General features: G+C 74.4%; 16 protein-coding genes. 8 read left to right on the top strand and 8 right to left on the bottom strand.

Going from position 1 to position 26,170, the window contains the following annotated elements:
* Positions 1-101 precede the first annotated feature (101 nt).
* Both ACH34R_RS09410 and ACH34R_RS09405 read left to right on the top strand, forming a co-directional pair.
* Positions 102-2,318 (top strand): thiamine pyrophosphate-dependent enzyme, encoded by a 2,217-nt coding sequence (locus ACH34R_RS09410; RefSeq protein WP_397560901.1) that lies wholly within the window; start codon positions 102-104, stop codon positions 2,316-2,318.
* A 162-nt stretch (positions 2,319-2,480) separates the two neighbouring features.
* Positions 2,481-4,022: a glycosyltransferase family 39 protein gene (locus tag ACH34R_RS09405; RefSeq protein ID WP_397560900.1), complete on the top strand. Its 1,542-nt coding sequence runs from the start codon at positions 2,481-2,483 to the stop codon at positions 4,020-4,022.
* On the opposite strand, the gene ACH34R_RS09400 is transcribed toward ACH34R_RS09405, so the two are convergent.
* On the bottom strand, positions 4,019-5,158 hold the full coding sequence (locus ACH34R_RS09400; RefSeq protein ID WP_397560899.1) for a magnesium and cobalt transport protein CorA: 1,140 nt from the start codon (positions 5,156-5,158) through the stop codon (positions 4,019-4,021). The two genes, ACH34R_RS09405 and ACH34R_RS09400, sit on opposite strands and share 4 nt — an antisense overlap.
* A 150-nt stretch (positions 5,159-5,308) precedes the next feature.
* On the opposite strand from ACH34R_RS09400, the gene ACH34R_RS09395 reads away from it, so the two are divergent.
* The 3 genes from ACH34R_RS09395 (at position 5,309) to ACH34R_RS09385 (ending at position 7,962) form a co-directional block, all read left to right on the top strand.
* The gene (locus tag ACH34R_RS09395) at positions 5,309-6,031 is read left to right on the top strand and encodes a M50 family metallopeptidase (RefSeq protein WP_397560898.1); all 723 of its coding nucleotides are present in this window, start codon (positions 5,309-5,311) and stop codon (positions 6,029-6,031) included.
* A 91-nt stretch (positions 6,032-6,122) separates the two neighbouring features.
* The gene (locus ACH34R_RS09390) at positions 6,123-7,535 is read left to right on the top strand and encodes a protein kinase (RefSeq protein WP_397560896.1); all 1,413 of its coding nucleotides are present in this window, start codon (positions 6,123-6,125) and stop codon (positions 7,533-7,535) included.
* Between the two features lie 124 nt (positions 7,536-7,659).
* Entirely contained in the window at positions 7,660-7,962 is a 303-nt protein-coding gene (locus ACH34R_RS09385; RefSeq protein ID WP_397560895.1) for a hypothetical protein, read from the top strand.
* On the opposite strand, the gene ACH34R_RS09380 is transcribed toward ACH34R_RS09385, so the two are convergent.
* From ACH34R_RS09380 to ACH34R_RS09360, 5 genes are all read right to left on the bottom strand, one after another.
* A complete protein-coding gene (locus ACH34R_RS09380) occupies positions 7,947-8,519 on the bottom strand; it encodes an ATP-binding protein (RefSeq protein ID WP_397560894.1) in 573 nt (190 codons plus the stop codon). The two genes, ACH34R_RS09385 and ACH34R_RS09380, sit on opposite strands and share 16 nt — an antisense overlap.
* A gap of 44 nt (positions 8,520-8,563) precedes the next feature.
* The gene (locus tag ACH34R_RS09375; protein WP_397560893.1) at positions 8,564-10,654 is read right to left on the bottom strand and encodes a transglutaminaseTgpA domain-containing protein; all 2,091 of its coding nucleotides are present in this window, start codon (positions 10,652-10,654) and stop codon (positions 8,564-8,566) included.
* Positions 10,655-10,769: 115 nt separating this feature from the next.
* Positions 10,770-11,909: a DUF58 domain-containing protein gene (locus ACH34R_RS09370; protein ID WP_397560892.1), complete on the bottom strand. Its 1,140-nt coding sequence runs from the start codon at positions 11,907-11,909 to the stop codon at positions 10,770-10,772.
* Between the two features lie 4 nt (positions 11,910-11,913).
* On the bottom strand, positions 11,914-12,867 hold the full coding sequence (locus ACH34R_RS09365) for an AAA family ATPase (protein WP_397561034.1): 954 nt from the start codon (positions 12,865-12,867) through the stop codon (positions 11,914-11,916).
* Positions 12,868-13,206: 339 nt separating this feature from the next.
* A complete protein-coding gene (locus ACH34R_RS09360; protein WP_397560891.1) occupies positions 13,207-15,345 on the bottom strand; it encodes a hypothetical protein in 2,139 nt (712 codons plus the stop codon).
* A gap of 182 nt (positions 15,346-15,527) precedes the next feature.
* Between ACH34R_RS09360 and ACH34R_RS09355 the strand changes: the two genes are divergently transcribed.
* The 3 genes from ACH34R_RS09355 to ACH34R_RS09345 all read left to right on the top strand — a co-directional run bounded on the left by ACH34R_RS09355 (position 15,528) and on the right by ACH34R_RS09345 (position 21,241).
* The gene (locus ACH34R_RS09355) at positions 15,528-16,751 is read left to right on the top strand and encodes a hypothetical protein (protein WP_397560890.1); all 1,224 of its coding nucleotides are present in this window, start codon (positions 15,528-15,530) and stop codon (positions 16,749-16,751) included.
* Between the two features lie 261 nt (positions 16,752-17,012).
* Entirely contained in the window at positions 17,013-18,287 is a 1,275-nt protein-coding gene (locus ACH34R_RS09350) for a hypothetical protein (RefSeq protein ID WP_397560889.1), read from the top strand.
* Complete coding sequence (locus ACH34R_RS09345; protein ID WP_397560888.1) at positions 18,284-21,241, top strand: chromosome partitioning protein ParA; 2,958 nt, start codon at positions 18,284-18,286, stop codon at positions 21,239-21,241. The genes ACH34R_RS09350 and ACH34R_RS09345 overlap by 4 nt, the downstream gene beginning before the upstream one ends.
* Positions 21,242-21,259: 18 nt before the next feature.
* On the opposite strand, the gene ACH34R_RS09340 is transcribed toward ACH34R_RS09345, so the two are convergent.
* Positions 21,260-24,994: an AAA family ATPase gene (locus ACH34R_RS09340; protein ID WP_397560887.1), complete on the bottom strand. Its 3,735-nt coding sequence runs from the start codon at positions 24,992-24,994 to the stop codon at positions 21,260-21,262.
* Positions 24,995-26,122: an exonuclease SbcCD subunit D gene (locus tag ACH34R_RS09335; protein WP_397560886.1), complete on the bottom strand. Its 1,128-nt coding sequence runs from the start codon at positions 26,120-26,122 to the stop codon at positions 24,995-24,997.
* Between the last annotated feature and the right edge of the window lie 48 nt (positions 26,123-26,170).

Below are 26,170 nucleotides of genomic sequence, written 5' to 3'. Positions count from 1 at the left end.
ATATTGACAAACTGTCATTTACAGTGGTCAGCCAGGACCGTTCCACCGCGGATGTCGACGGGGCGCAAGACGGGACCGGCTCGCCGCGACATAATCGGATCGTGGCGCGCGACATAGTTGAGACCCATTTCACCGACGCGGTTGCCGCCCTGCGAGCAGGGACGACCCGTGACCCCGACCTCCCGATCACCCCCGGCACGACCCTGACCGGGCGCAGATGCCAGGAGCTGTTCGACCACCAGGTCGGCAGCCGCCTGCTCGACATCGCCGCCCGCGTCCTGCGCCAGGAGGACAAGGGCTTCTACACGATCGGCTCGGCCGGGCACGAGGGCAACGCGGCGGTCGCCGCCGCCGTCCGGCTGGACGACCCGGCGCTGCTGCACTACAGGTCGGGCGCGTTCTACCTGACCCGCTCGGCGGCAGCGGGGCGGCTGCCCGAGGAGGGCATGCGCGATGTGCTGCTCGGCCTGACCGCGTCGGCGGAGGAGCCCGTGGCCGGCGGCCGGCACAAGGTCTTCGGCCACCCCGAGCTGGCGATCATCCCGCAGACCTCCACGATCGCGAGCCACCTGCCCCGCGCGGTGGGCGTCGCCTTCGCAGTCGACCGGGCCCGCGCGCTGCGCCTGGCCTCGGGCCGCCGCGAGGACGCCATCGTGGTGTGCAGCTTCGGCGACGCCTCGATCAACCACGCGTCCGCCCTGTCGGGGCTCAACACCGCCGCCTACGGCGCCTTCCAGTCCATGCCCATGCCGATCCTGTTCGTCTGCGAGGACAACGGCATCGGCATCAGCGTCCGCACCCCGGCGGGGTGGGTCGAGCAAGCCGTGCCGCGCGGCATCGAGTACTTCGCCGCCGACGGCTGCGACCTGGTCGCGGCCTACGAGGCGGCCCGCGCGGCGGCCGGTCACGTCCGCGAGCGGCGGGCGCCCGCGCTGCTGCACCTGAAGACGGTCCGGCTGATGGGACACGCCGGGTCCGACGTGGAGTCGTCCTATCGCACCCGGCGCGAGATCACCGCCGACCTCGACCGCGACCCGCTGGTGGCGACCGCCCGGCTGCTGGTCGAGTCGGGCCTCACCACGCCCGAGGCGCTGCTCAATCGCTACGAGGCCGTCCGCGAGCACGTGCTGCGGATGGCGATGGAGAGCGCCAGGCGGCCGAAGCTGACCTCCGCCGCCGAGATCGTCGCCCCGCTCGCGCCCCGCCGTCCCGAGCGGGTCGCCGCCGCGGTCACCGCGGTCGCCGAGCCCGCGGCGCGCGACCGCGCCTTCGGCAGGACGCTGCCCGAGGACGAGGGGCCGCTGACGCTGTCCCAGGCGATCAACCGCACGCTGGCCGACGCGCTGGCCGCCGACCCGGGCGTGCTGGTGTTCGGCGAGGACGTCGCGCGCAAGGGCGGCGTCTACGGCGTGACCCGCGGCCTGCAAAAGCGCTTCGGAGCGGGCCAGGTGTTCGACACGCTGCTCGACGAGCAGGCGATCCTGGGCCTCTCGCTCGGCACCGGGCTGTCGGGCATGCTGCCCGTGCCGGAGATCCAGTACCTCGCCTACCTGCACAACGCGCTCGACCAGATCCGCGGCGAGGCGGCCACGCTGTCCTACTTCTCCAGGGGCCAGTTCCGCAACCCGATGGTGGTCAGGGTCGCCGCCTACGCCTACCAGAAGGGGTTCGGCGGCCACTTCCACAACGACAACTCGATCGCCGCGCTGCGCGACATCCCCGGCGTCGTGATCGCCTCCCCCGCCCGGCCCGACGACGCCGCGGCCATGCTGCGCACCTGCCTGACGGCGGCCAGGACCGACGGCTCGGTGTGCGTGTTCCTGGAGCCGATCGCCCTCTACACGACGCGCGACCTGTTCGACGAGGGCGACCGGGGCTGGCCGGCCCCGTACGCGCCGCCGTCCCGGTGGGCCGAGACGCACGTCCCGATCGGGCGGGCGCGCAGTTACGGCGACGGGCGCGACCTGGCCATCGTCACGTTCGGCAACGGCCTGCGGATGAGCCTGCGCGCCGCCGTGCGGCTGACCTCGGAGGGATACGGCTGCCGGGTGCTCGACCTGCGATGGCTGTCCCCGCTGCCGTCCGCCGACCTGCTGGAGGCCGCCCAGCTCACCGGCAAGGTGCTGATCGCCGACGAGACCCGGCGCACCGGCGGCGTCTCCGAGGGCATCGTCGCCGAGCTGCTGGACGCGGGGTTCACCGGCCAGATCGCCAGGGTCACCTCGCACGACTCCTTCATCCCGCTCGGCGAGGCGGCCGGCCACGTGCTGCTGTCGGAGGCCGAGATCGAGGAGGCCGCGCGCAAGATGCTCGGCTGAGGGCCCCGCGCTTCGACTGAAACGCGTTACAGCCGCCGTCGCCCCGGTCGGCCGGCGGCGCAGGCCAGGCGGTCCCGGCCGGCCGATGAGAACCGGTTGCAGCCGCAACGACTTTTACCGAACCGGTTGCGGGCCGCCGGCCGCGGACATACGTTTTCGCAGGTGACGACACGTCAAGCGGCCGAATCGGCCGCCCCGGCGGCCGTTGGCGTGCCCGCGGTCGCCTGGCGGCCGGTGCTCGTTCTCACCGCCTTCTACTGGGCGGTCCTGGTCGCGGTGTCCGCCCGCTACGGCTTCCACCGCGACGAGCTCTACTTCATCGAGGCCGGGCGGCATCCCGCCTGGGGCTATCCCGACCAGCCGCCGCTGCTGCCGCTGCTGATGCGGGCGATCACCGCCGTGTCCGGCGAGTCGATCGTCGCCGTCCGGGTCGTCGCGGCGTCGATCGTGGCGGCGGGCGTGGTGGTCGCCGCGCTGACCGCCAGGGAACTGAACGGCGGGCGCGCGGCCCAGCTCATGACCTCGGCCGCCTACGCAGTCTCCCCGTTCGTCCTCAGCGCCGGGCACAGCCTCTACACCGTCACCGTGGACCTGCTCGCGACCACGGCGCTGATCTGGCTGCTGCTGCGCTGGGTGCGGACCGGCCAGGCGGTGTGGGCGCTGACGGCGGGGGCCGCGGCGGCGGTGGCGCTGCAGGCGAAGTACCTGGTGGCGTTCGTCCTGGCCGCGGTTCTCGCGGGGATGCTGATCGCCGGGCCGCGCGACCTGCTGCGCCGGGCCGCGCCGTGGGCGGCGGCGGTGGTGGCGGTGATCCCGTCGATCCCCTCGCTGCTGTGGCAGCACGCGCACGGCTGGCCGCAGCTCGGCATGGCCGAGGCGATCGGCACGAACGACGACTTCCTCGGCCGGCCCGGCTTCCTGCCGTATTTGGTGATCCTGACCGGGCTGCTCACCTCGCCGCTGTGGGCGTACGGCTGGGTGCGGCTGTTCCGCTCGCCCCGGCTGCACCGCTACCGGTTCCTCGGGTGGGCCTACCTCATCCTGGTCGTGGCCTTCCTGGCCACCGGCGGCAAGCCCAACTACCTGGCGGGCATGTGGGCGGTGCTGTGGGCGGCGGGCGCGGTCGAGCTGGAGTCCCGGCTGGCCGCCGCGCGCTGGCCGCGGCCGGTCCTGCCCGGGCTGTACGCGGTGGCCGGGGCGCTGGCCGCGGTGATGTCCCTGCCGATCTACCCGGTGACCTGGCTGGCCCGCAGCCCGCAGGCCACCAACAGCGCGACCACCGAGACCGTCGGCTGGCCCGAGCTGGTCGCCGAGGTGGCCAGGGTCCGCGACACGCTGCCTCCCGCCGAGCGCCCGCTGGTGACGATCATGGCCGACAACTATGGCGAGGCCGGGGCCATCGACCTGTACGGCGGGCGGTACGGCCTGCCCCCGGCGCACAGCGGCCACAACGGCTACCGGTACTTCCGCGTCCCCGCCCGCGACGGCGGTCCCACGATCTTCGTCGGCCCGCGCGGCGCGGCCGGCCGGGCGTACCTCACCCGCTTCTGGCACGAGGTCACCCCCGCCGGGCGCATCGACAACGGCGTCGGCCTGGCCGGCAAGGAGCAGGGCCGGACGATCTGGATCTGCCGCGGCCAGCGCGCCCCGTGGCGCGAGCTGTGGCCGCGGTTCGCCCACCTGGGGATGACCGGCCGCGCCTAGAGCCAGTCGCGGCGCTTGAACACCACGTAGAGCGTCACGCACACGGCCGCCATGAGCAGCACCGCGAAGGGGTAGCCGAGCGACCAGTGCGTCTCGGGCATGAAGTCGAAGTTCATCCCGTAGATGGTGCCGACGAGGGTGGGGGCGAACAGGATGGCCGCCCAGGCGGAGATCTTCTTGACCTCCTCGCTCTGCGCGTAGCTGGCCTCGGTGAGCTTGGTCATCTCCAGGCTCTGCGCCTGGCCGACCAGGGTGGAGTTGACCACCAGGATGTCCTGGAGCAACTGCCGGAAGCCGGCGATCCGCTCCACCACGATGATCGCGTGGTCGGCCACGTCGCGCAGGTAGCTCTGCAGTTCCTCGTCCACCCCGTACTTGGCGGACCCGGCGACGAACCCGTCGAGCATGTCGAGCAGCGGCAGGGTGGCCCGCTGGAACTCGATCACCTCGCGGGACAGCTCGTAGATGCGCCGGGACACCGCGGGGTCGCCGCCGAAGACCTGCACCTCGATCTCGTCGATGTCGTTCTGCAGGCCGCCGACGACCGGGGCGTAGCCGTCCACCACCGCGTCCAGGATCGCGTACAGCACGGCCTGGGGGCCCTGGCGGAGCAGCGCGGGCTCCGACTCCATCCGGCGGCGGACGGCCGACAGGTCGGGGGCCTCGCTGTGCCGTACGGTGATCACGTAGTTGGGGCCGACGAAGACGTGCAGTTCGCCGAAGGCGACCTCCTCGACCTCGTCGTGGTAGCGGGCGGCGCGCAGCACCACGAAGAGCGTGTCGCCGTACCTGTCGGCCTTGGGGCGCTGGTGGGCGACGATCGCGTCCTCGACGGCCAGCTCGTGCAGACCGAACTCCTCGGCGACCTCGACCAGTTCCCAGTCCTTGGGACGGTACAGGCCGATCCAGGCCATGCTGTCGGGGGTGTTCTTCAGGCTGTCGAAGGCGTCGGCCAGCGACGAGGGCGTGTCCACCCTCCTGCCGCTGACGTAGAGGGCGTTGTCGATCACGCTGGGCCTGGAGTGCGGGGCCTCGTCGCCGCGCGGGTCCATGGATCGCTCGGGGGCGGGCTCGTCGACCCTGCGGCCGGGAGGGCGCAGGAAGGCACGCATCCCGCGCGGTCGCCGCTCGCTCATGGTCCGCCTCCCCTCTTCCGCCGCCGCTAGGCGTTCTGCCCGGAATCCGAAGTTTAGTCGGGCTTCTTGGACGAATTCCGGCACCTGGATCTCCACGGGGTTGCCACGGAGGGTCGCGGCGGTGTCGTTCTTGGTGCAGGCTTTACACCGATGGAATCTCTGAACGAGGTGTGGGTCCATCTGACCACGACCCGCGACGCTCCGCCTACCTGGGCGATCCTGGTGGCGGCGCTGGTGGCGCTCGTGGCGGTGGGATCGGCGGTGTCCTGGCGGGTGTCGCGCGGCCTGATCACCATCGCGCACGAGGGCGGGCACGCGCTGGTCGCGGTGCTGACGCGGCGCAAGCTACAGGGCATCCGGCTGCACTCAGACACCTCGGGCGTGACGCTGACCCGGGGCAGGCCGACCGGGCCGGGGATGATCCTGACGGCCCTGGCGGGCTACGTCGCGCCCTCGCTGCTCGGGCTGGGCGGGGCGTGGCTGATCTCCGAGGGCTACGTGACGTTGCTGCTGTGGGCGGTGCTGGTGCTGCTCGCGTGCATGCTGCTGCTGATCCGCAACCTGTTCGGGGTGCTGTCGCTGGTGATCACCGGGGGCGCGGTGTTCGCGCTGTCCTGGTTCGCGGCGGATGAGGTGCAGGGCATCTGCGCCTACCTCGCGGTGTGGTTCCTGCTGTTCGGCGGGGTGCGTCCGATCATGGAGCTACAGCGCAAGCGGCGCAGGGGGCGGGCCCCCGACAGCGACGCCGACCAGCTCGCCCGGCTGACCGTGCTGCCCGGCGGCTTCTACATCCTGTTCTTCCTGCTCGTGGCGGTCGCCTCGCTGGCCGGTGGGGTGGCGCTGCTGGTCCCGCTGCCGCTGACGTTCGCCTGATCGGCGCTGGGCTTTCGCCCCACTAAGACGTGGTTTGCCGACTAAGATCTGCCCAACGGGGATACAGGGGGAGACACGGGCGGTGCGACCAATGGAGGAGGCGCCGGGTTACCGCGTTCTTGAGCAGGTCGGGCAGGGCGGCTTCGCCGTCGTGTACCGCGCCTACCAGGAGCGCCTGGACCGTCAGGTGGCGCTGAAGCTGCTGTCGGTGGACCGGGTGGACCAGCGTACGCTGCGCAGGTTCCAGCGGGAGCTCCAGCTCACCGGGCGGCTGACCGGGCACCCGAACGTGGTGACCGTCTTCGACACCGGGGCCACCCGGTCGGGCCGGCCGTACATCGCGATGGAGCTGTTCGAGGGCGGCTCGCTGCGCGACCGGCTGAGCCGTGAGGGGCCGCTGCCGGTGCCCGACGTGCTGCGCACCGGGGTGAAGCTGGCCGCCGCGCTCGCCGCCGTACACGAGGCGGGGGTGCTGCACGGCGACATCAAGCCGCAGAACATCCTGATCTCCAAGTACGGCGAGCCGGCCATCGCCGACTTCGGCGTGGCCAGGGTCGTGGACATGGCGGAGGTGTCGGCGAGCGCGCACGCGTTCACCCCCTTGCACGCCGCGCCCGAGGTGCTGCGCGGCCAGCCGCACAGCGTGCCCTCCGACATCTACTCCCTGGGGTCCACGCTCTACCACCTGCTGGCGGGGCAGCCCGCCTTCCACAGCCCGACCGACTCCTCGATCGCGCCGCTGATGCTGCGGGTGCTGAGCCGCCCGCCGCCGCCGATCCAGCGTGGCGACGTCCCGCCACAGGTCATCGAGGCGATCACCCGGGCGATGGCCAAGGAGCCGCACGAACGGTACCCCTCCGCCCGGGCCATGGCCGGGCGGCTCCAGCGGCTGCAGATGGAGCTGGGGCTGCCGGTCACCGACATCATCGGCGGCGATCCGGTGGCGGCCGAGCCCGGCGAGCCGGAATCGGCCTCGTCCGGGCGCTCGGCCACGCTCGCGATAGCGCCCAAGCCCAGGGTGCGCACGCACCTGGCGGTGGGCATGGTGACGGCGGCGCTGGCCGGGGCGGGGGTCGGCGTGGCGGTGTTCGTGGCGGGGCAGGACGGACGGACCGGCGAGGGGCCCACCACCACGGCGACCTCGTCGGCCGCCGTGACCCGGCCGCCCGAGCAGGCGATCGATCCGGGGGCGGTCAGGGCGCTCGCGCCCCGGCGGCTGAAGGTCGTCTCCGACGGCGGTGCCACGGTCACGCTGCGCTGGTCGCTGCCCGGCGCGGCCAGGGAGTACCCGCTGGTGCTCCAGCGCGAGCCCGCGCACGGCCAGCAGACGACCGTGCTCGAACGCGGCGCCACCTCCACGCGGGTGCTCGGGCTGCGGCCCCGCTCGGGATACTGCTTCGTGGTCGGCGTCCCGCTCAGCATCGGCCAGGAGTCGACGACCGCCTGGTCGCGGCCCACCTGCATCCGCGGCGCGCGCCCCCAGAGCGGACCCTCATCCGGCTGAGCCCATGCGCCCTTTTCGGACACCGGGTGGGTCGTGGGACGTCCTTGACTCGTTTCGTCGCAGGCGTATCTTTCGTTTAGGAAAGTTTCTTAACGGATTCACCTCGGAGCCGGAGAAAGCGCACATGACAAGAAGCCGGGCCTTAGCCGCGTCCTTCACCGCCATGCTCACCGCGTCATTGCTGATGGCCACCGCGTCCCCCGTCCACGCCGCCCCGACAGGCTGCACCAGATGGCAGGACGGATACTGGGCCTACAGCAAGTGCACGGGCGGCACCGGCACGCATGCGGTCTCCGCGTACGGTATGCACGTGAACCCGGCGAACGGCCCCTTCTCTGTGACCGGCCCACGGGTGGGAGTTGGCGAGACGTCGGCGGTCAACTTCCCGGGCACCATCCAGCAGGTCTACGTCTACCTGTACGACTGACCGGCGCCACCCCGGTGCCGCGCGAGGTCGTGGTCGCGGCAGCGGACCCAGGCCACGGTGGTCATCGCCTCGGCCTCGGTGGCGGCGTCGCCCACCAGGTGGGCCACCTCGATCGCCTCCAGCGCCTGGGCCTCCTTCTCGGCCCAGTCGCTCGGCTCGTGCATCATCCGGCTGAGGTTTTCCATCAACTGGCCGCGCAGCTCGGTCGGCGGGTCGGCGGGCACCAGGAGCATGGCGGCGCTGGCCGAGCCGCCGGGCAGCAGCGCGGCGATCGCCTCATGGCCGAGGTCGCGGGTCAGCGTGCGCAGCACCGCCGCGAAGGGCGCGAACGGCAGGCCGTCGTGACCCAGCTCAAGGCAGCCGCCGGCCAGCACCCGGGCATCGCCGCCCGCGCGGGCCGTGAACTCGCGGATCAGGCGGGTCTTGCCGACCCCCGCCTCGCCGCCGACCAGCACGGTGGAGGCGCTGCCCTCGCGCGCCAGGCCGAGGGCGCGCGCCAGGCTCGCGAGCTCGCCGGACCTGCCGACGAACTTCGGGCTCACCGCTCGCGTGCTCACCCCCCAAAGCATGCCATCCGCTACCGACGTTTCCCGGCCGTCGATCATCGGCGCAGGCTGCGCGGGTGCAGCCGGCGGCGCAACCGGCGCACGGCGGGGGTGCGCCGGACGATCAGGCGATGTACGGCGTCGCTGCGCCGCCACGCCTCCTCGGCGTCTTCGTTGGCGACCTGCTCTGGGGCGAATCGCACATAGTTTGAGATGTGCGCCAATGGTGTGAGATGCGACACCAGATCATCGCCGTGCGCGTCGCCGCCGCGCGCGGTCACCTCCTCGGCGGTCAGCGCGCCGTCCGCCGACAGCCCCAGGTCGTCGCACGCCTGCCGCCAGGCGCCCGCGACCCGCGCGCCGGGGTCGCCCGCCGTACGCCTGCGGCGACGCCGCCACCAGGGCAGCGCCGCGGCCAGCAGCAGGTAACAGCCGGCGAGCGCGGCGGCGGCGAGGGCGGCGACCAGCCACCAGGCGGGGCCGCCGCCGGGGGTGGCGCGTCCGTCGCCGTCGCCACGGTCGGTCCTGGGCCGCGGCTTGTTCTCCGTCGCCTTGCCGAGCTGCTCCTTGAGCCGCTGGCGGTCCTTCTCCACGGCGGACACGACGTCGTGGCGGTCCTTGGAACCGCTGCGCGGCGGCGTCGGGTCGAAGGCCAGCCAGCCCACGCCGTCGAACTTCACCTCCGCCCAGGCGAGCACGTCGCCGGTGCGGACATGGAAGGCCCCGTCCGTGCGCTCGCCGGGCCGGAAGCCGACCACGACCCTGCTGGGCAGGCCGAGGGTCCGCGCCAGCAGCGCGTACGTGGACGCGAACTGCTCGGAGGTGCCGCGGCGCGACTGGCGCAGGAAGTAGTCCAGGCCGGGCAGCGAGTGGCCGGGCGGCGCGGTGATGTCGTACTTGGCCGCCGAGCGCATGAACGACTCCAGGGCCTCGGCCCGCTGGTAGGGAAGTTCGGCGCCGCCGGCCGCCTGCCGGGCCAGCCTGGCGAACGCGGCACGCTGCGGCCCCTCGGGGAAGTCCAGCAGGGCGGGGTCGGCGGTGGCGGCCGAGTTGTCCAGGTCCGCCGCCTCAGGGCGGGCGATGCGCGAGGTGACCTGGTAGGTGAGGCCCTTCTTGGGGTCCGCGGTCGCCACGAGGGAGCCGCTTTCGGGGTCGGCGGCCACCTTGGGAACTCCGGCGACCCATGTCGGGCGCTGTGCGGCGGGCAGCCAGCGGTCCCGCAGGCCGGCCAGGGTGAACGTCTGCTGGACGGTGTAGAACCGGCCCTGCCGCTCCTCGTCGGGCACGCGCCCTCCGGTCGGGCGGAACTTGGCCGATGACGTCCAGCGGACCCCGTCGTAGCGGTCGAGCACGGCGAGCCGCCAGTTCAGCGGCGTCTGCGAGCGGACGGTGAACAGGTCGGTCTCCGGCCGCCGCAACCAGGCCGAGACCCGGTCCAGCGGGCTGACGCTGTCGAAGCGGACCGGTTGCGGCGGTACGGCGTCGGCGCGCGGGTTGTACGGCTCGGCCGCCACCGGCAGCAGCGGGCCGAGCAGCATCGCCACGGCGGCGAGCGCGGCCAGCGCGGGCACTCCGGCCGCCGCCCACAGCGGCGGCCGGTCGTCGGCGAGCAGCGACAGCGCCGCCACCAGCGCCAGCAGGGCGGCGGCCACCGGGAGGTTGGAGCCGGGGCCGTCCACGCCGAGCAGCAGCGCGGTCACGAACACCGCGATGGCCGGCAGGCCGGGCGCGGCGCGGGTCCTGGTGCGGGTCACCAGTTCGGCGCCGATCAGCGCGGCGGCCCACACGAGGGTGTAGACGAGGATGAGCAGGGCGGGCTCGCCGGGGGCGGGCAGCAGCGTGGTGAGCAGGGCGTGCCAGGAGTTCGTCAGATCGGTCACGGCACGGGCGGCCACGGCGGGCTGCGTCTCGCCGTACACGAACACCGCCGCGCCCACCGGCCACAGGAGCACATCGGCCAGCAGGGCGAGCCACAGCGGCCGTCCCGCGCACAGCAGCGCGACCAGCACCGGCCCGGCCGCCGCCACGGGCACGGCGGGCAGCAGGTCCCCGGGGGCGAACACCCGCGAGAATCCCCATCCGGCCACCCCCGCCACCACTCCGGCCACCAAGAGCCTGACGATGCCCACCCAGCCCAGACCGCTCATCGCACGCCCTCCCACCACAAGGCGGACACCGGTTCCGCGGCCACCCCAGACGGGTCAAGGCCCGGCCGGGCCACCGGGCCCCTCGCCGCCAGAGCGCCGGCCGCCCCTGGCCGGGTCATCGGGTGGCTCCTCGCCAGGTGGCGGGCAGTTCGTCCAAGGTGGTCAGGTCCAGGACGGTGACGCCGGGGGGTGCGGCCGGACGGCCCGAGGGGCCGGCGGCGCAGCGCAGCAGTACCACCCGGTCGAAGCGGCGCCTGGCGGCCGACGCCTGCGGCACGCCGTCCGCCGCGAGGGCGGTGTCGCCGGAGACCAGCACGAGCGCGCCGCCGCCGCGCGCCAGGCGCACCGCCTCGGTCACCCCGGACTCCCCCGGCGTCACGGTGGCCAGCCGGTCCAAGATGGTCTCCGCGTCGGCCGCCCCGCCCTTGACCTCGGCCAGCAGGCCCCGCCCGGTGACGACCTTGACCGGAAAGCCCGCCCCCGCCGCCGCGACCGCCACCGAGGCCGCCGCGTCCACCGCGGTCTCGAACAGCTCCGCCGACGCGTACGCGCCCTCGCGGGTGTCGAGCACGACCGTGGTGCCGGGCAGGCTGGCGTCCACCAACTGGCGGACCATCAGGGTCCCGGTGCGGGCGCTGGACCGCCAGTGGACGTGGCGCAGGTCGTCGCCGACGACGTACTCCCGCAAGGTGTGGAAGGTCGCGGTCCCGGCGGGCGCGTTGTCGCCGGTGGGCCCGTCCAGGTTGGGCGCGCGTCCGGAGGGCAGCACGGGGATGACCACCGTGCGCGGCCTGACCAGGAGCGTGGCCACCTCGCCGTACCGGCGGACCCGGCGGGTGAGCCCCAGCGGGTCGGCACGGACCAGGTGCAGCGGCCCGACCGGGATCTCCCCCCTGGCCTGCGTGGGCAGCGGGTAGCTCACCGACCGGGTGGTCGCCTTGGCGATGCCGGGAACGTCCACGCCACGTTCGGCGGCGCCGAAGCGGTCGCGGGCGCGCAGCCCGCGCAGGGTCCATCGGCCCTGGTTGTGGATGTGCAGCACGGCGACGGCCGCGTCGCCCCTCGGCACCTTCAGCGGCGTGATCTCCCTGCGCACGCCGAGCCGGGTGCGCGGTGCGGTCCACAGCAGCGCCGCGCCGAGCGCCAGCACCGTCCCGCAGGCCAGCACGGCCAGTTCCGGGTAGCCGAGCGGGAGCGCGGCGGCGTACAGGAGCACGGCCCCCGCCGCGGCGCCCCGGCCCAGCGGGGTGAGCATGCGGTCACACCCCGGCGAGCGCCTGCGGCACCGGCATCGCGGCCAGGATCTCCCCCACCAGCGCGCCCGCCGTGCGCTCGCGCAGCTCCGCCTCCGGGGTGAGCACCAGGCGGTGCGCGAGCACCGGCGCGGCCAGCGCCTTGACGTCTTCCGGCACCACGTAGTGCCGCCCGGCCGCGGCGGCCCGCACCCTCGCCGCGCGCAGCAGCGCCAGGCTGGCGCGCGGGCTCGCGCCCAGCCGGACCTCCGGCGAGGTACGCGTCGCGGCGACCACGCCGACCACGTAGTCATAGATCGGGTCGGCCACATGGATGCGCGTCGCGAAGTCGATCATCCCGGCCACGTCCGAAGCCCGGGCGACCACCGGCAGCCGTTCCACCTGGGGCCCGGTCGGCATCCCCTTGAGCACCTGGACCTCGGCGGCGTGGTCGGGGTAGCCCACGGAGATCCGCATCAGGAACCGGTCGAGCTGCGCCTCGGGCAGCGGGTAGGTGCCGTCCATGTCCACCGGGTTCTGGGTGGCGACGACCAGGAACGGGCGGGGCACCGGATGGGGTTCGGAGTCGACGGTCACCCGGCGCTCCTCCATGACCTCCAGCAGCGCCGCCTGGGTCTTGGGCGAGGCGCGGTTGATCTCGTCGCCGAGCACGATGTTGGCGAACACCGGGCCCTGGTGGAACTCGAACGTCCTGGACGCCTGGTTGAAGATCGACACGCCGGTGATGTCGGAGGGCAGCAGGTCCGGGGTGAACTGGATGCGCCGCCAGGCGGCGTCCACGCTGGCCGCGACGGCGCGGGCGAGGGTGGTCTTGCCGGTGCCCGGTACGTCCTCGATCAGCAGGTGGCCTTCGGAGAACAGGCAGATCAGGGCGAGTTCGACGGCTTCGCGCTTGCCGCGGATGATGCGCTCGATGTTCTCGGCGAGCAGGTTGAAGCGCTGCGCGAACTGACCGGCCAGCGCGGCCGTCTCGTTCTGGGGCCCGCTCTGCTCGGCGTAGCCGGTCCCGTTGTGCGCCGGGGCGGCCCGGTGACCGCCCTGGAAGGCGTGGCCGGGGGCCGGGTCCTGGCCGCCGTAGGACCCGTAGCCGTCCGGGGAGGCATGGCCGCCGGCGTGCCGCGGGTAGGACTGCTCGCCGAGGTGGTCCTGGTGGCCTGCCGCTCCCCCGGGGTACGGCGGGCCGGACGTGTGGCCCGGCAGGTCGTACGTCCCGTAGGACGTCTCCTGCTCCCGGTAGCCGCCGCCCCCGTGAACCGGCTGCCGCCCATACTGCTGATCGCTCACTGAGTCGCCCCCTTCTCAGTCCTCGCACTGGAACAGCGGGGCGGCCGGGAAACCGCCCTTGGGCGTGGCCATCAGCGTGTCGCTGATGTAGGCGACGCCGCCGTTCCATTCGATGCGGTTCCAGACGTCGCTGGTGCCGCCCTGCTCGTTGTCGGTGATCGTCTTGCCCTTGGTCTGGCAGATCACGGTGAGCGACCGGTACTCGCCCTTCGGGATCTTGCCCACCTCACAGCCGCCCTGTGGGCCGCACTGGATGAGGGAGTCGGTCGTCCCGTTGTTGGCGTTCTTGTAGGACTGCGCCGGATAGGCGAGGTCCACCGAGGTGGACACCGAGCCCTCGCCCTCCCCCGCCGCGTTGCGCGCCTTGAGGGTGAACTCGTGCTTGGCCGCGTTCTTCAGCCCGTCCACGCTGAACGAGGTGCCCTCGATCCCGCTCTTCTCCGCCGCCCCCGACAGCGTGTAGGTGGTGTCGTCACCGGCGTTCTCCGGGGCGCTCCAGCTCAGGTCGGCGCCCTTGTTCTTGGCCTTCGCGGTGAAACCGCTGGGCTTGCCCGGCGCGACGCAGGGCTTGGTCCCGGCGCTGGGCTGCGAGCGCACCTCGCCGCCCTCCCAGTGCGCGACCACGGTGAAGCTGTAGTCCTTGTCGCAGTCGCCGCCCCTGAACTCGAACTGGTAGGGGCCGTTCGCGTCCACCCGCTGCGGGCTGACCTCGCCGCCCGACGGGGACACCTCCACCGAGTAGTGGCGGACCTCGCCGCCGTCGGACGGCGCGAACGTCACATCGACCTTGCCGGGGCCGGGCCGGGCGCTGACCGTGCCGGGCGCGCCGGGGGCCTTGGGCGACGGGGTGGGCGTCGGCGTTGGCGTCTCGCTCTGCTCAGGGGTGGGGGTAGGGGTCTGTTTCTTGGTGGGGACGGGGTCCGGCTCTTCGGGCTCCTCCTCGATGGGGGCCTGGCTCGGTGGCGTGGTCGGGTCGGGCTCGCCGGTCGGGCGCGGCTTGATCGTGGGCATCGGCTTGGCGGTACGCGTCGGGCCCGGTACGTCCTGGTCGTTCTTGTCGATCTCGTGCCTGCGCCCGTCCACGTCGATCACGACCGCGCGGTCGCCGTGCTGGTCGTTCGCCCAGAGCTGGCCGTCCTTGACGAACACGTCCACGTCACCGGGCCGGCCCGCCACCGCGACCTCGCCCGGTTCGCCGCCGGTCGCGCTGTCCCACACGACCAGGCCGCCGGTCTCCTTGTTCGGGATGTAGATCCGGGTGCCGAGCACCTGGGGGACGCCCAGGGACTCGGGGGCGGCGACGGTGGACAGCTTGACGCTCTGCGGCGCCCTGGAGTCGGTGTCGATGACGATCAGCAGCCCGTCCGGGCCGGGCACGAGGATGGGCGCGAGCGGGCCGTCGGTGGAGTTGGGGCCGAGTACCGGCTCGTCCTGCGCGGCGACCTCCCTGGGCAGCGCGATCCGGCCGGTGCTGCCGTCCTCACCGATGACGACGGCGCTGGAGGACCGGGTGTTGGTGACCACGGGCAGGCCGCCCGCGATGGTCAGGGACAGCGGGTCGCCCGCCGCGCCGACCTTCACCGGGGCGCCCTTGACGCCGCCCTGCACGGGCACGACCTCGCCGGTGGCCGGGACGGGAACCCACAGCCGGCCGCCCCCGTCGATCCCCGCCGCGCCGAGCGGGCGGGGCAGCGCGATCGGCGAGCCCACCGCGTTGAGCGTGGCCGGGTCGATGCGGCGCACGGTGCCCTCCGGATCGACGGCGTACGCCGTCGTGCCGGACACGACGAACTGGAGCCCGGCCGTCTCGAAGTCGCGGGTCTGGGTCACCTTCAGCAGGCTCGGCTCGATCCTGCTGACCACACCGGTCTCCTGGTCCACCAGCAGCACGGTGGAACCGTCCTGGACGACGTCGAGCCGCTTGCCCCGCGAGCCCGACGGGGTGATGCGCCCGTCCACCTCGCCGGACAGGCCGTTGGCGTGGACGACGGTGCCCCTGGCCTTGCTCCACAGCCACGCGCCCACGTCGGCGAGCCGGGGGTTGGCGCTGGACACCCCCACGCCGAAAACGGCCGCCGCGACGACCAGCGCGCCGACAATCGCCGCAGCGGCGACCGCGGTGGCGCGGTCACCACGCGGTCTGGCGATCTTCACCCTGTTCACCCCGTGCGCCAGATAACCCGTGCTTTGCCCCCGATTTACCGAACGTCACCCTAGCGCAGCGTCACGGGCCGACCTCAACGTTCCAACCATTGCTGATGTTTTCCGCCCGGTTCCTCGTGGGCGGCGATTCGCGCGGTCCAGGATTGTCGGCCGCAAGCCGTACCGTAGTGCGCGTGCCCGAGACCGACCACGAGATCACGCTGGACGCCGCCCTCAGCGAGGAGGCCGTCCTCGCGACCTACCGCCGCATGTTCGCGGCGCTCGCCAGGGACAGCGGCGCGGTCGTGGACGATCCGGCGTTCGTCGACATCGCCGAGACGCTGTTCGCGGCCTTCGCCGAGGCGGGCGAAGACTGGCTGACCCACGAGCAGATGCGTTACGCCTGCCGCGCGTATCCCCCCGACCTGCTGGACAACCGGCTGCGGGTGCTGAAGGGGCTCGGCGCGATCCGCGAGGTCTTCCCCAAGCCCAACCAGCTTCGCTACCGCGCGTCCTTCACCAGCGTGGTGGGGCTGATGTTCATCCGCCGGATGATGGACGACGGCGGCCAGTCCGAGATGCACCGGCTGCTGGCGCTGGAAGACCTCAACGTCGCCGACCCGCGCACGACCATGGAGCAGGCCGCCGAGAGCGCGGGCAACCTGGCGCGCGCGTTCCGGCTGTGGGCCCTTGAGCTGATCACGCTCAGCACCGGCACCATCGAGGAGCTGCGCGAGCAGGCCCCCAAGCTGTGGGGCACCGAGGAGATCGCCCGCCGCGCGCAGGGGCTGCACGGCACGATCCTCACCCGCTGGCCGCAGCTCGACCGCACCTGCACCGAGCTGCGCGCGGCGATCTACGCCTACAGCGACGCCTCCCGGCGCGCGGCGGGCCGGCTCGCCGACTCGGCGGGCACCACGCGCAATCTCACCCTGCTGCCGTCGGAGACGTGGCGGACCTTCACCCAGACCGCGTCCAAGGAACGGCTGGCCGCGGTGCTCGACGGGTTCGTCTTCGACGCGCCCGCGCCCTGGCACGACCCCGCCGAGATCGTCCACGCCGTCGATGAGGCCCCGCGCCCGGCGCCGGTCGCGCCCACGCCACCCCGCTCGGCGCTGCCCGACGACGGGCCCGCCGACTCCCTCGACGGCGGCACCGCCGGGGCACTGCGCCGGCTGGCCGAGGTCGCCGAGGAGGCGCTGGCCGGCCGCGACTCGGTCCCCGTCCAGGACCTGCTCGCCCACTCCGGGGAGTGGGTCTCGGCCCGCCGCCTGCTCGCCGACCTCGCCGCCGCCGACCTCAACCCCGAGCTCCCCTACCGCCTGCGCTGGTCCGCCGCCCTGACCGCGACCCCCGGCGCCGAGCCCGCCTGGCTGTCCCACGGCCACCTGGAAAGGACCGGCCGTGCCGACGACTGACCCACGCGACCCGACGGCCGAAAGCCGCAACCGCCCCGCTGCCCAAGAAGGGACCGGCCGCGACGCCGCCGCGCACACCCAGGACACGGGCCGCCGGGCGGCCCATACCGGCCCAGGGGGACCGGCCGCGACGCCGCCGCGCGCACCCAGCGCACTGAGCCGCTCACCTCGGCCCGAGAGGAGCGGCCATGACGACGACCGACCCGCGCGACTGCGCCCTGTCCACCCGGCCGCTCGGGCCGCCCCTAGGAAGGACCGGCCGTGACCACGACCGACCCGCGTGATACGGCGGCCGGGGGCTTCGCGCGTGAGGCTGCCGCGCATGCCCGGGCGCGGGCGACCGGGCCGCTGGTCTTGGCTCCTGGGGAGGCCGCGGCGGCCGGGATGGCCCGGCTGGCGCGCGGGGATGGGCCTGAGGTGGCGGTGCCGGTGTGGCCGGATGGGGCGAGTCCGTCGCTGTTGCTCGAATACCAGGTCGCCCCGATCTCGGCGGAGCGGTCAGGTGAGGCCAGGCGGGTGCTGGCCGCCTGCCTGAAGTGCTGCTGGAGCGACCTCGCCGCCGACCCGTGGCCGGGCGGGCCCGCGCCGGTGGAGACCGTCCTTTCCGCGTACCGGGCGCTGATCGGGCGTACCGACGACCTGATGCGCAACTGGGCGATCGGCGCATTGCGCCGGTTGCACGACTCGGCGTGGATCGTGCTGGCCGACGGCGAGGTGCGCCTGGGCCCGCGCTGCGCCACCTGGCCCGCCGAGTCGCACGCCCAGCTCCGCGAGCTGATGGGCCGCCTCCCCGACCCCGGCGACACCGTGACGGCCCTGCCACTGGCCGAGCCGCCGCCGGGCACGGAGTCCGCCGTGCTCGCGGGCGAGCCGCTGGACGACGACCTGCTCGGCGCGTTCGACGAGCGGCGGCGGGCCGAGCTGGTGGCCGCCTTCATGGCGGTCGAGCACGCCGCCGAGCCGGTGCAGGAGGTCCGGTTCGCGGCGCTGCGCGACCCCGCCCTGCGGCGCGCGCTGGCGGAGATGCTCGCGCGGCGCGGCCGGGTGCTGATCCAGGCCCGCGAGCGCTGGACCTCCGGCTACGGCGAGGCCGCCGCCGCCACGGCGGGCAGCACGCTGGGCGAGGCCGAGCGGGCGGTGCTCGTCCTGGTGCTCGTCCACTCGGTCGCGATCCCCCGGGCCGAGGGCCTGCTCGGCGAGGACACCTGGCTTTCCCCGCACCCGGCCCCCGCCGAAGAGCTGCGCCGCCACACCCAGCTGCCGATCGGCGAGCTGGACGCGGCCTTGCGCACACTGCGTCAGGCCGGGCTGCTGACCCAGGTCAAGGCGGGCGAGGAGGCCGGGGGTTACGTACCGGGGCCGCAGTTCCACCGGCTCACGCCGGCCGCCAGGAAGCGCCTGCAGGAGGAGCTGATCCTGGCCGCCGGGCCCAACACCCCGCTGGCGGCGGCCGTCCGCGCCAAGCGCAGGCCCACCGGCCGCCCGCCCGCGACTCCAGACCATGCCGGCAACGTGCGGGAGAGAGACGAGCGGTGACACGGGTAGAAAACCTCGTCGGCGACAGGGTGCTGATCGCCGTGCAGGCGGTCAACATCTCGCGGCTTTCCACGCACCCGGTGCCGACCGTGCCCGGCACGCTCATCGTCGTGGCCGGGGCCGGGCCGAAAGACTCCAACGGCGCGGGCAAGTCGTCCTTCATCGCCGCGATCACCGCGCTGCTCGGCGACGAGCAGTGGCGTTTCGCGTCCGGCGCCAAGGCGGTCTCGGAGCTGCTGTTCAACGCCGAGCTGGCCACCGGGGGCGCCGGCAGGCAGTGGGCCAGCGCCGACCACGGCTACATCGTCGGCGTCTTCGACACGCCCGGGGGCGGGCAGACGGGCCCGGAGGCGCCCGCGGGCCCGGTCACCGTGTGGCTGCGGGTCAACCAGGAGGCCCCGCACCTGGAGATCCGCTGGACCGGCGGGGTCTACCTGGCCTCCGCGGCCTCCGAGGCCGAGCGGGTGGCCAGGGCCGACGAGATGTGGCTGACCCTGCCCCGTTCGGCGGGCCGCCGCGACATCGTGGCCCGCGACCTCACCAAGGTCCTCTACGGCGACCGGGTGCGCTGCGTGTCCTTCCTGTCCACGTCGGTGCGCAGCAAGGTCGCCACCAACCTGCTGTCCCAGCCGCTCAACGAGATCTCCCCCGAGCGCATCTTCGAGGCCGTGGCCGCCCTGACCGGCCTGGACGCCGAGCTCGACCAAGAGCGCGAGGCCAGGCGCGACGAGCACGCCAAACGCGTCCGCGCCGCCCAGGCCGTCGCGCGGCTCCAGGAGTTCGAGGCCGAGTCGCGCACCCTGATCGACGCCTTCGACCGGCGCGACGAGGCGCGCGTCCGCCTCGCCGACGCGCTGCGCTGCTGGAAGGGCAGGCTCGCCCGCCGGGTCGCCGACACGGCCGCCCGCGACGCCGCGCTCGCCGCCGAGCTGTCCCGGCACCAGGCGGCGGAGCAGGCCGCCGCATCGGCCATGGCCGAGGTGAAGGCCGAGATCGCCACCCTGAAGGACGACACTCTTGACCGGCGGCTCGCCGAGGCGCGCAAGGAGCTGGCGGAGGCGCAGGCCAGGGCGGCGTCCCTCACCGCCGACCGCGCCGTCGCCGAGAACTCCGCGGACGAGCTGCGCGGCCAGATCCCCGCGCTGGAGGAGTTGCGCAGGCTCGCCGACGGCCGCGCGGTGGCCGCCGCCGAGGCGGAGGTCGCGGCGGCCAGGCAGCGGCTCAACCTGGCACTGAAGGCGCTCGGCGTGGCCGACCAGGAGGTCTCCGGCGCGTCCGCGGCGCTCGACGACGCCGAAGGCGGCCCGGCGGCGGCGCAGTTGCGCGCGCTGGCCGAGCACGGCGTGCCGGCCAGCGGCCTGCTCGACGCGATCGACGTGGCCGAACAGGCCCGCGACCACGCCGAGACCCGCGCCCTGCGCGGCTGGCCACACGAGCACGCCGTACTGATCGACGCGGCCGACCTCGACTCCGCCGCCGCGGCGCTGGCCGGGCTGCCCGGTTCGGTGCTGGTGAGCGCGGCGGGGGTGACCGTCGTGGGGGCCTTCGAGGCGGTGGCGACCGGCAGGGAGGCGCGGATCAAGGCCGCCGAGCAGCGCCTGAACCGCGCCCGCGACACGCAGGAGGAGGCCGCCGCGCTGGTCCGCGCCTGCGAGGACGGCGTGGCCGAGGCGGCGCGCCGGCTGGAGGGGGCGCGGGCGGCCGACCGGCTGGCCGAGATCGAGCGGCGGCTCGCCGAGCGCCGCGAGCGCCTGACCGGCCTGACGGCCGCGCTCGCCGAGCTGGCCCCCAAGGTCGCCGCGGCCGACCGCGAGGTCGGCGCGCTCGACTTCCGGGCCCGCACCCGCGACATGGAGATCGAACGGCTGGAGTCGCGCCGCGCCCGGCACGACGGCGAGCTCGCCCAGGCCCGCGCCGAACAACAGCGGGTCGGGGCGGAGCGCGCCGCGCTCGGGCTGGCCGAGCTGGTCCGGGCCTTCGACGGCGAGGCGGAGGGGGCCGTCGAATGGCTCGCCGCGCTCGGCGAGGAGGAGCGACCGCTCACCGCGGAGGAGTGGTGGCGGGCCGCCGAGCGGCACCTGGACCGCGCGCTGCGCGACACCTTCCCCGGCGAGGACGAGGAGATGCCGGAGGAGCTGCGCTTCCTCATCCGCGAACGCACCGAGCCGGGCGCCGGGCGTACGGCGCGCGAACAGGCCACCTTCCCCGGCGTGTGCACCGCCCTGTCGTCCTACCTGCGCGGCCAGGAGGAGTACGAACGGCACCAGCGCCGGCAGATCGAGTCCCAGCTCGCCACCCGGCAGCGCGACCTGGCCGCCGCCGCCACCGGCGCGGAGGAGGCCGCGCGCTCCACCGCCGTACACCGGGCGGCGCTGACCGCGGCGATCAAGGCGCGGCTGACGCGGGTGGCGGAGGAGTTCGAGCGGCTCGACCTGGCCTACGGCGGCTACGGCGCGACCATCGAGTTCCCCGTGCCGCCCGCGCCCGCCGATCCCGAGCAGCGGTGGGCCTGGAAGGTCGTGCCGAAGTGGCGGCGCGGCGAGGGGCAGGGGTTCGTCCCCTACAACCGCAGGGCCAACACCGCGCTGATGGACGAGAAGGCCGTCAAGCTGGTCTGCGCGGCGGCCATCGCCTCCTCCGGCGGCGGGCACCTGTGCCTGGTCCTCGACGAGCTGGGCCGCAACCTCGGCAAGGAGCACCGCAGGGAGGCCGTGGCGCTGTTCCGGCGGATCGGCGAGACCTACGGCATCACCGTCATCGGCGCGCTCCAGGACGACATGGAGCCGTACGCCATCGACGCCTGCGGCCAGTACATCAAGCTGCGCCGCTCCTCCGACGCCATGCCGTACAACGAGCCACCGGTGATCGTGGGACACGACCAGCACGCCGAACGAGTCCGCGAACTGGCCGCCTACGTCACCGAGTCCCGCCGCCCCGCCGATCCCCCGGCCTGACCCGCCGGGCCTGGCGGGTCAGCCCGTGCGGGCGGTCAGTTCGGAGCCGGTGCGTGACTTGGTGACGACGAGCTGGGTGGGGATGCGGGTGCGCAGTTCGGCGACGTGGCTGACGATGCCGACGGCCCGGCCGCCGTCGCGCAGGCCGTCGAGGATGTCCAGGACGCCGTCCAAGGTGTCGTCATCGAGGGTGCCGAAGCCCTCGTCGACGAAGAGGGTGCCGATCTCCGCGCCGCCCGCCTCGGCGCTGACCACGTCGGCCAGGCCGAGGGCCAGGGCGAGGGAGGTCACGAAGCTCTCGCCGCCGGACAGGGTGGCGGGGTCGCGGTCCACGCCGGTCCAGCCGTCCAGGACGCGCAGGCCGAGCCCGCCGCCGGAGCGCTTGCGGCTGCCCGCGGTCTTGCGCACGTCGTACTGCAGCAGGTAGCGCCCGCCCGACATGTGGTCCAGGCGGTCGTTGGCGGCGTCCACGACCTGGCGCAGCCGCTCGCCGAGCACGTACGACGACAGGCGCATGTCGAGCGTGTTGTCGGCGGACGTGCCGCCGGCCAGCTCCGCCAGCCGCCGGGCGAGCCGGTGGCGTTCGCGGGCGGGCCGCCAGCGGGCCAGGCTCCCGGTCAGCTCGGCGGCCAGGGCGGTGAGCCGGTCATGCCGGTCGCGGGCCTGGTCGCGGCGCGAGGAGCAGGCGGCGTGGACGCGTTCGGCGGCGTCGTGGCGTTCGGTCAGGGCGGGCAGGTCAGGGTCGGGCGCCTCGGCCGCCGCGCGCAGTTCGGGGTCGGCCAGCAGCGCCGCGACGGCGGCCGACTCGGCGTCCAGCGCGCGCAGCCGTTCGGTCAGCTCCTCCAGCTCGGCGGACGGGCGTACGGCGGCGCGGACCTCGTCAAGGCCGGCGAACCCGGCCTCCGCCGCCGCCTCCCCCGCCTCGGCGCGCGCGGCGGCGGCCTCGGCCGTGGCGGTGCGGGCGATCCCGGCGGCCTCTGCCGCATCAAGCAGCAGCGCGGCCTCGGCGGCCAGCCGGTCCAGCCGCGCGGCCAGGCTGGGGTCCTCGCCCCTGGCCTCGTCGATCAGCGCGCCGAGCCGGTCGGCCTCGGCGGCTGACCTGTCCCGGCGGGCACGGGCGGCGGCCAGCTCCGCGGCGGTCCGCCTGCTCTCCTCCTCCGCCGCGGTGCGCTGCGCGGCCAGTCGTTCCGCCAGCGCGCCCGCCTCGGGCGCGGCGGCGGCCAGCGCCCGCAGCCGGGCCGGTTCGGCCTCGGCGGCGCATACGGCCTCCTCGGCCTCCTCGGCGGTCAGCTCCGGGTCCGGTACGGCGGCACGGGCCTCGGCGAGCGTCACGGTCAGCTCGGCGACCCGTCCGGCGGCCTCCGCGGCGTCGCGCAGCAGCGCGCATTCGGCGGTCAGCCGGTCGCGGCGCTCGGGCAGCGAGGCGTCCTCGCCACGGGCGGCCTCCAGCCGGGCGGTGAGCCGTTCCAGCTCGGCCCGCGCCCCGGCGAGGGCGGCGGCGGCCTCGGCGATGGCACCTGCGGACTCGGCGGCGCGGTCGCGGGCCTCGTCGAGATCGGCCTGCGCGCGGGCCGCCTCCTCGGCCAGGGCGGCCTCCTGATCGGCGGCCTCGGCCAGCTCGGCGAGCCGTAGTTCGGCATCGGCCAGGGCGGCGGCGGCCTCTTCCGCGGTGGCGCCATCAGCCCGGTCCGTGGCCTCCCTGAGGCGGTCGGCGAGTACGGCGGCGTGGCTCTCGGCGGCCTGCCTGGCGTCCTGGGCCTCCTGGTGGCGGAGTTCGGCCTCGGCCTCCTCCTCAGGGGCGAATGCCTGCTCCTCGGCGGGGCGGGGGTGCTCCGGGGAGCCGCACACCGCGCAGGGCTCGCCGGGGACGAGGCGGCGGGCCAGCTCGGCCGCCATGCCGTCGATCCTGGCCTGGCGGGCGGTGAGCAGGCGGTCGCGGAGGTCTTGGGCGGTGTCGGTGGCCAGCAGCCTGGCCTGGTGGGCGTCCTCGGCCTCGGGGATGAGGGAGTCGCGCAGGCCGGCCGCCTCCAGGAGATGACGGGCCGCGTCGCGGGCGGCCTCGGCGGCGGGGATGGCGGCGGTACGCGCGCGCAGGTCGTCGAGGCGGGCGGTGGCCTCGGCCAGGCGTACGGGGAGGTCGGCGAGCGCGGCGCGGGCCGCGGCCTCGCGCTGCGTCAGCTCGTCGTACTCGGCGGCCAGCGCGCTGATCTGCTCGCCCAGCTCATGGACCCGCGCCTCGTCGCCGCGCAGCGCCTCAAGCCCGGCCAGCTCATCGCGTACGGCCCGCTCCTGCCCCACCAGCCGCTCCCGCAGCTCCCGGGCCCCTTCCCCGTCGCCAAGGGCGATGGGAAGGGAGGTCAGGGCGGCTTGGAGGGCGGTGGTGAGGGTGTCGCGGCGGTGGACGGCGGTGCGGGTGCGGACGGCGGTCTCGTGGGCGTTTTCGGCGGCGGGCAAAGCGGCCTCGGCCTGACGGGCGGCGGCGTGCCGCTCCTCCGCCTCGCGCAGCCTGCCCGGCAGTACGGCCAGCAGCTCGGCCGTCGCCGTCTCGCGGCCGGAGAGCCGGGTCAGCTCGGCGCCGATCTCCGCGATCTCGGCCAGGAGCGCGGCCCGGCGTTCCTCGTCGGCGCGCAGCCCGCCGAGCCGGGCGATCTCATCGCGCCGCTCGCGTTCCAGCGCCGCGAGGTCGTCATCGCCCGCCGGGCGCAGGGGCAGCACCCGCGACATCGACTCGGCGGCCAGCAGCGCCGCCTTGGCCTCGGCCTCGGCGCGCTGTTCGGCGCGGTGGAGCAGCGGCAGCACCCGCCCGGCGCGGGCCGCGTCGGCGAGGAGGACGCCGAGGTCGGCGCGTTCCTCGGCAGCGGCGTCCAGGTGCGCCTGCCGGGCCAGCGCCTCGGTGTGGCGGCGTTTGCGGTCGGCCAGGCCCCGGCCGGCGTCGAGTTCGTCGCGGGCCGCGCGCAGGGCGGACCCGCTGATCGTCGCCGCCGTCTCCTCCCGGGCGGCCAGCCCGTCGGCGGCGGCCAGCAGGGACCGCGCCCACGCCTCCTGATCATCGTCATCATCGGGTACGTCTTCGAGCAGCCCGTCGCCGGCCGCGCCGCGCATCCGGTCGGCCACCGAGGCCACGGCCTTGGCCAGGTCCTCCTGGTCGCGCCAGGTCTGGGTACGGTGGTCGGCCAGCCACTTCTCCACCTGCCCGAAGACCTTGACCGAGAACAGCCGTTCGAGCAGGGCGTGCCGCAGTTCCCCGTCGGCGCGCAGGAACTTGGCGAACTCCCCCTGGGGCAGCATCGCCACCTGCTGGAACTGCGCCGCGTTCATCCCCAGCAGGCCGCCGACCAGGTCGCCCGCCTCGTCGATGCGGCCGGACAGGAACGTCCACTCCCCCCGCGCGGAAAGCTCCTCCAGCAGGACCTTGGCCTTCTCCTCTACCATGCCCTCGCCGCGCTGCTTGGGGCGCTGCCAGGCCGGGGAGCGGGCCAGCCGCAACCGGCGGCCGCGTACGGTGGCCTCCAGCTCGACCTTCGGCCCCCGGCCGGGCGGCGCGTGGTCGCAGCGCAGGCTCCGCGCGTCGTTGCGCTGGCCGGGGACCTGGCCGTAGAGGGCGTAGCAGACCGCGTCGAGCACGGTCGTCTTGCCCGCGCCGGTCGGCCCGTGGATCAGGAACAGCCCGGCCTCGCCGAGGGCGTCGAAGTCGACGGTCTCGGTGCCGGGGAAGGAGCCGAAGGCGGTGATGGTGAGGCGGTGCAGCCGCATCTACGCCGCCGCCTCCTTGATCCGGCACGCCTCGACGGCCTGCTGGAGCAGCTTCCGCTCGGCGTCGTCGGCCGGTTCGCCGCGCACCTCGCGGACGAAGTCGAGGGCCACGTCGATCTCCGGCCGCCCGGCCGCCGTGCGCCGCACGGCGGGCCGTTCGCCGCCGCCCTCCGGCTGGAAGGCCAGGGTGAGGGTGTGCGGGAAGCGCTGCCGCAGGCGTTCCATCGCGCCCTTGGGCCGGACCGGGTCGGTGAGCACCACGGCCAGCCAGTGGTCTTCGACACCGGCATGGCGCGGCGAGGTCAGCAGGTCGTCCAGGTGACCGCTGAGCCGGGCGATCGGGCGCGGTACCGGGGCGGGCACGAACTCCGCCGCCTCCATCCCGTTCTCGCCCAGGGCGACCAGCCACGAGCCCTTGGTGTGACGCTCCTCGGAGAAGGAGTAGGCGATCGGGGAGCCGGAGTAGCGGACCGTCTCGCTCATCCGCTGGCGGCCGTGCAGGTGGCCGAGCGCGACGTAGCCGACGCCGTCGAAGGCGTCCAGCGGGACGTTGTCCACGCCGCCGACCCGGATGTCCCGCTCGCTCTCGCTGGCCTCGCCGCCGGTCACGAAGGCGTGCGCGAGCACCACCGAGGGGCCCGGCCGGCCCGTGGCGTCGGCCTTGATCAGTGACATGGCGTGCCGGATCGCCGCGTCGTGGCTGCGGGCGGTGAGCTCCCAGGGCCCGCGGACCGTCTCCGGCTCCAGGTAGGGGATGCCGTAGAAGGCCACGCCGTCCACGAGCACGGGGGTGGCCACCGCGGCCGGGTCGGTGCGCAGATGGACGCCGCCCGCGTCGATCAGCCCGGCCCCGAACCCCAGCCGCCGCGGCGAGTCGTGGTTGCCGCTGATCATGATCACCCGCGCGCCCGCGTCCGCGAGCCGGTGCAGCGCCTCGTTGCACAGCGCCACCGCGTCCACCGGCGGCAGCGCGCGGTCGTAGATGTCGCCGGCCACCGCCACGGCGTCGATCCGCTCGCTCCTGACGGTCTCGACCAGATGATCCACGAACGCGGCCTGCGCGGCGAGCAGGCTCTCGCGGTGGAAGGAGCGTCCGAGGTGCCAGTCGGAGGTGTGCAGCACGCGCATGTCGCAGGACGCTAACAGTTTCCGGCGACGAATCAGGCCGAACACGCA

It is taken from the genome of Spongiactinospora sp. 9N601 (assembly GCF_044326295.1).
Classification (GTDB): domain Bacteria; phylum Actinomycetota; class Actinomycetes; order Streptosporangiales; family Streptosporangiaceae; genus Spongiactinospora; species Spongiactinospora gelatinilytica.
Note: the sequence above shows the minus strand (reverse complement) of the source record. Positions and strands in the feature narration are given on the sequence as shown.

Coding starts and splice junctions, on each gene's coding strand:
- ACH34R_RS09335 (WP_397560886.1), bottom strand. CDS start 26,122: ATGCGCGTGCTGCACACCTCCGACTGGCACCTCGGACGCTCCTTCCAC.
- ACH34R_RS09400 (WP_397560899.1), bottom strand. CDS start 5,158: ATGAGCGAGCGGCGACCGCGCGGGATGCGTGCCTTCCTGCGCCCTCCC.
- ACH34R_RS09370 (WP_397560892.1), bottom strand. CDS start 11,909: ATGCTCACCCCGCTGGGCCGGGGCGCCGCGGCGGGGGCCGTGCTCCTG.
- ACH34R_RS09390 (WP_397560896.1), top strand. CDS start 6,123: ATGGAGGAGGCGCCGGGTTACCGCGTTCTTGAGCAGGTCGGGCAGGGC.
- ACH34R_RS09340 (WP_397560887.1), bottom strand. CDS start 24,994: ATGCGGCTGCACCGCCTCACCATCACCGCCTTCGGCTCCTTCCCCGGC.
- ACH34R_RS09385 (WP_397560895.1), top strand. CDS start 7,660: ATGACAAGAAGCCGGGCCTTAGCCGCGTCCTTCACCGCCATGCTCACC.
- ACH34R_RS09395 (WP_397560898.1), top strand. CDS start 5,309: ATGGAATCTCTGAACGAGGTGTGGGTCCATCTGACCACGACCCGCGAC.
- ACH34R_RS09375 (WP_397560893.1), bottom strand. CDS start 10,654: ATGAGCGGTCTGGGCTGGGTGGGCATCGTCAGGCTCTTGGTGGCCGGA.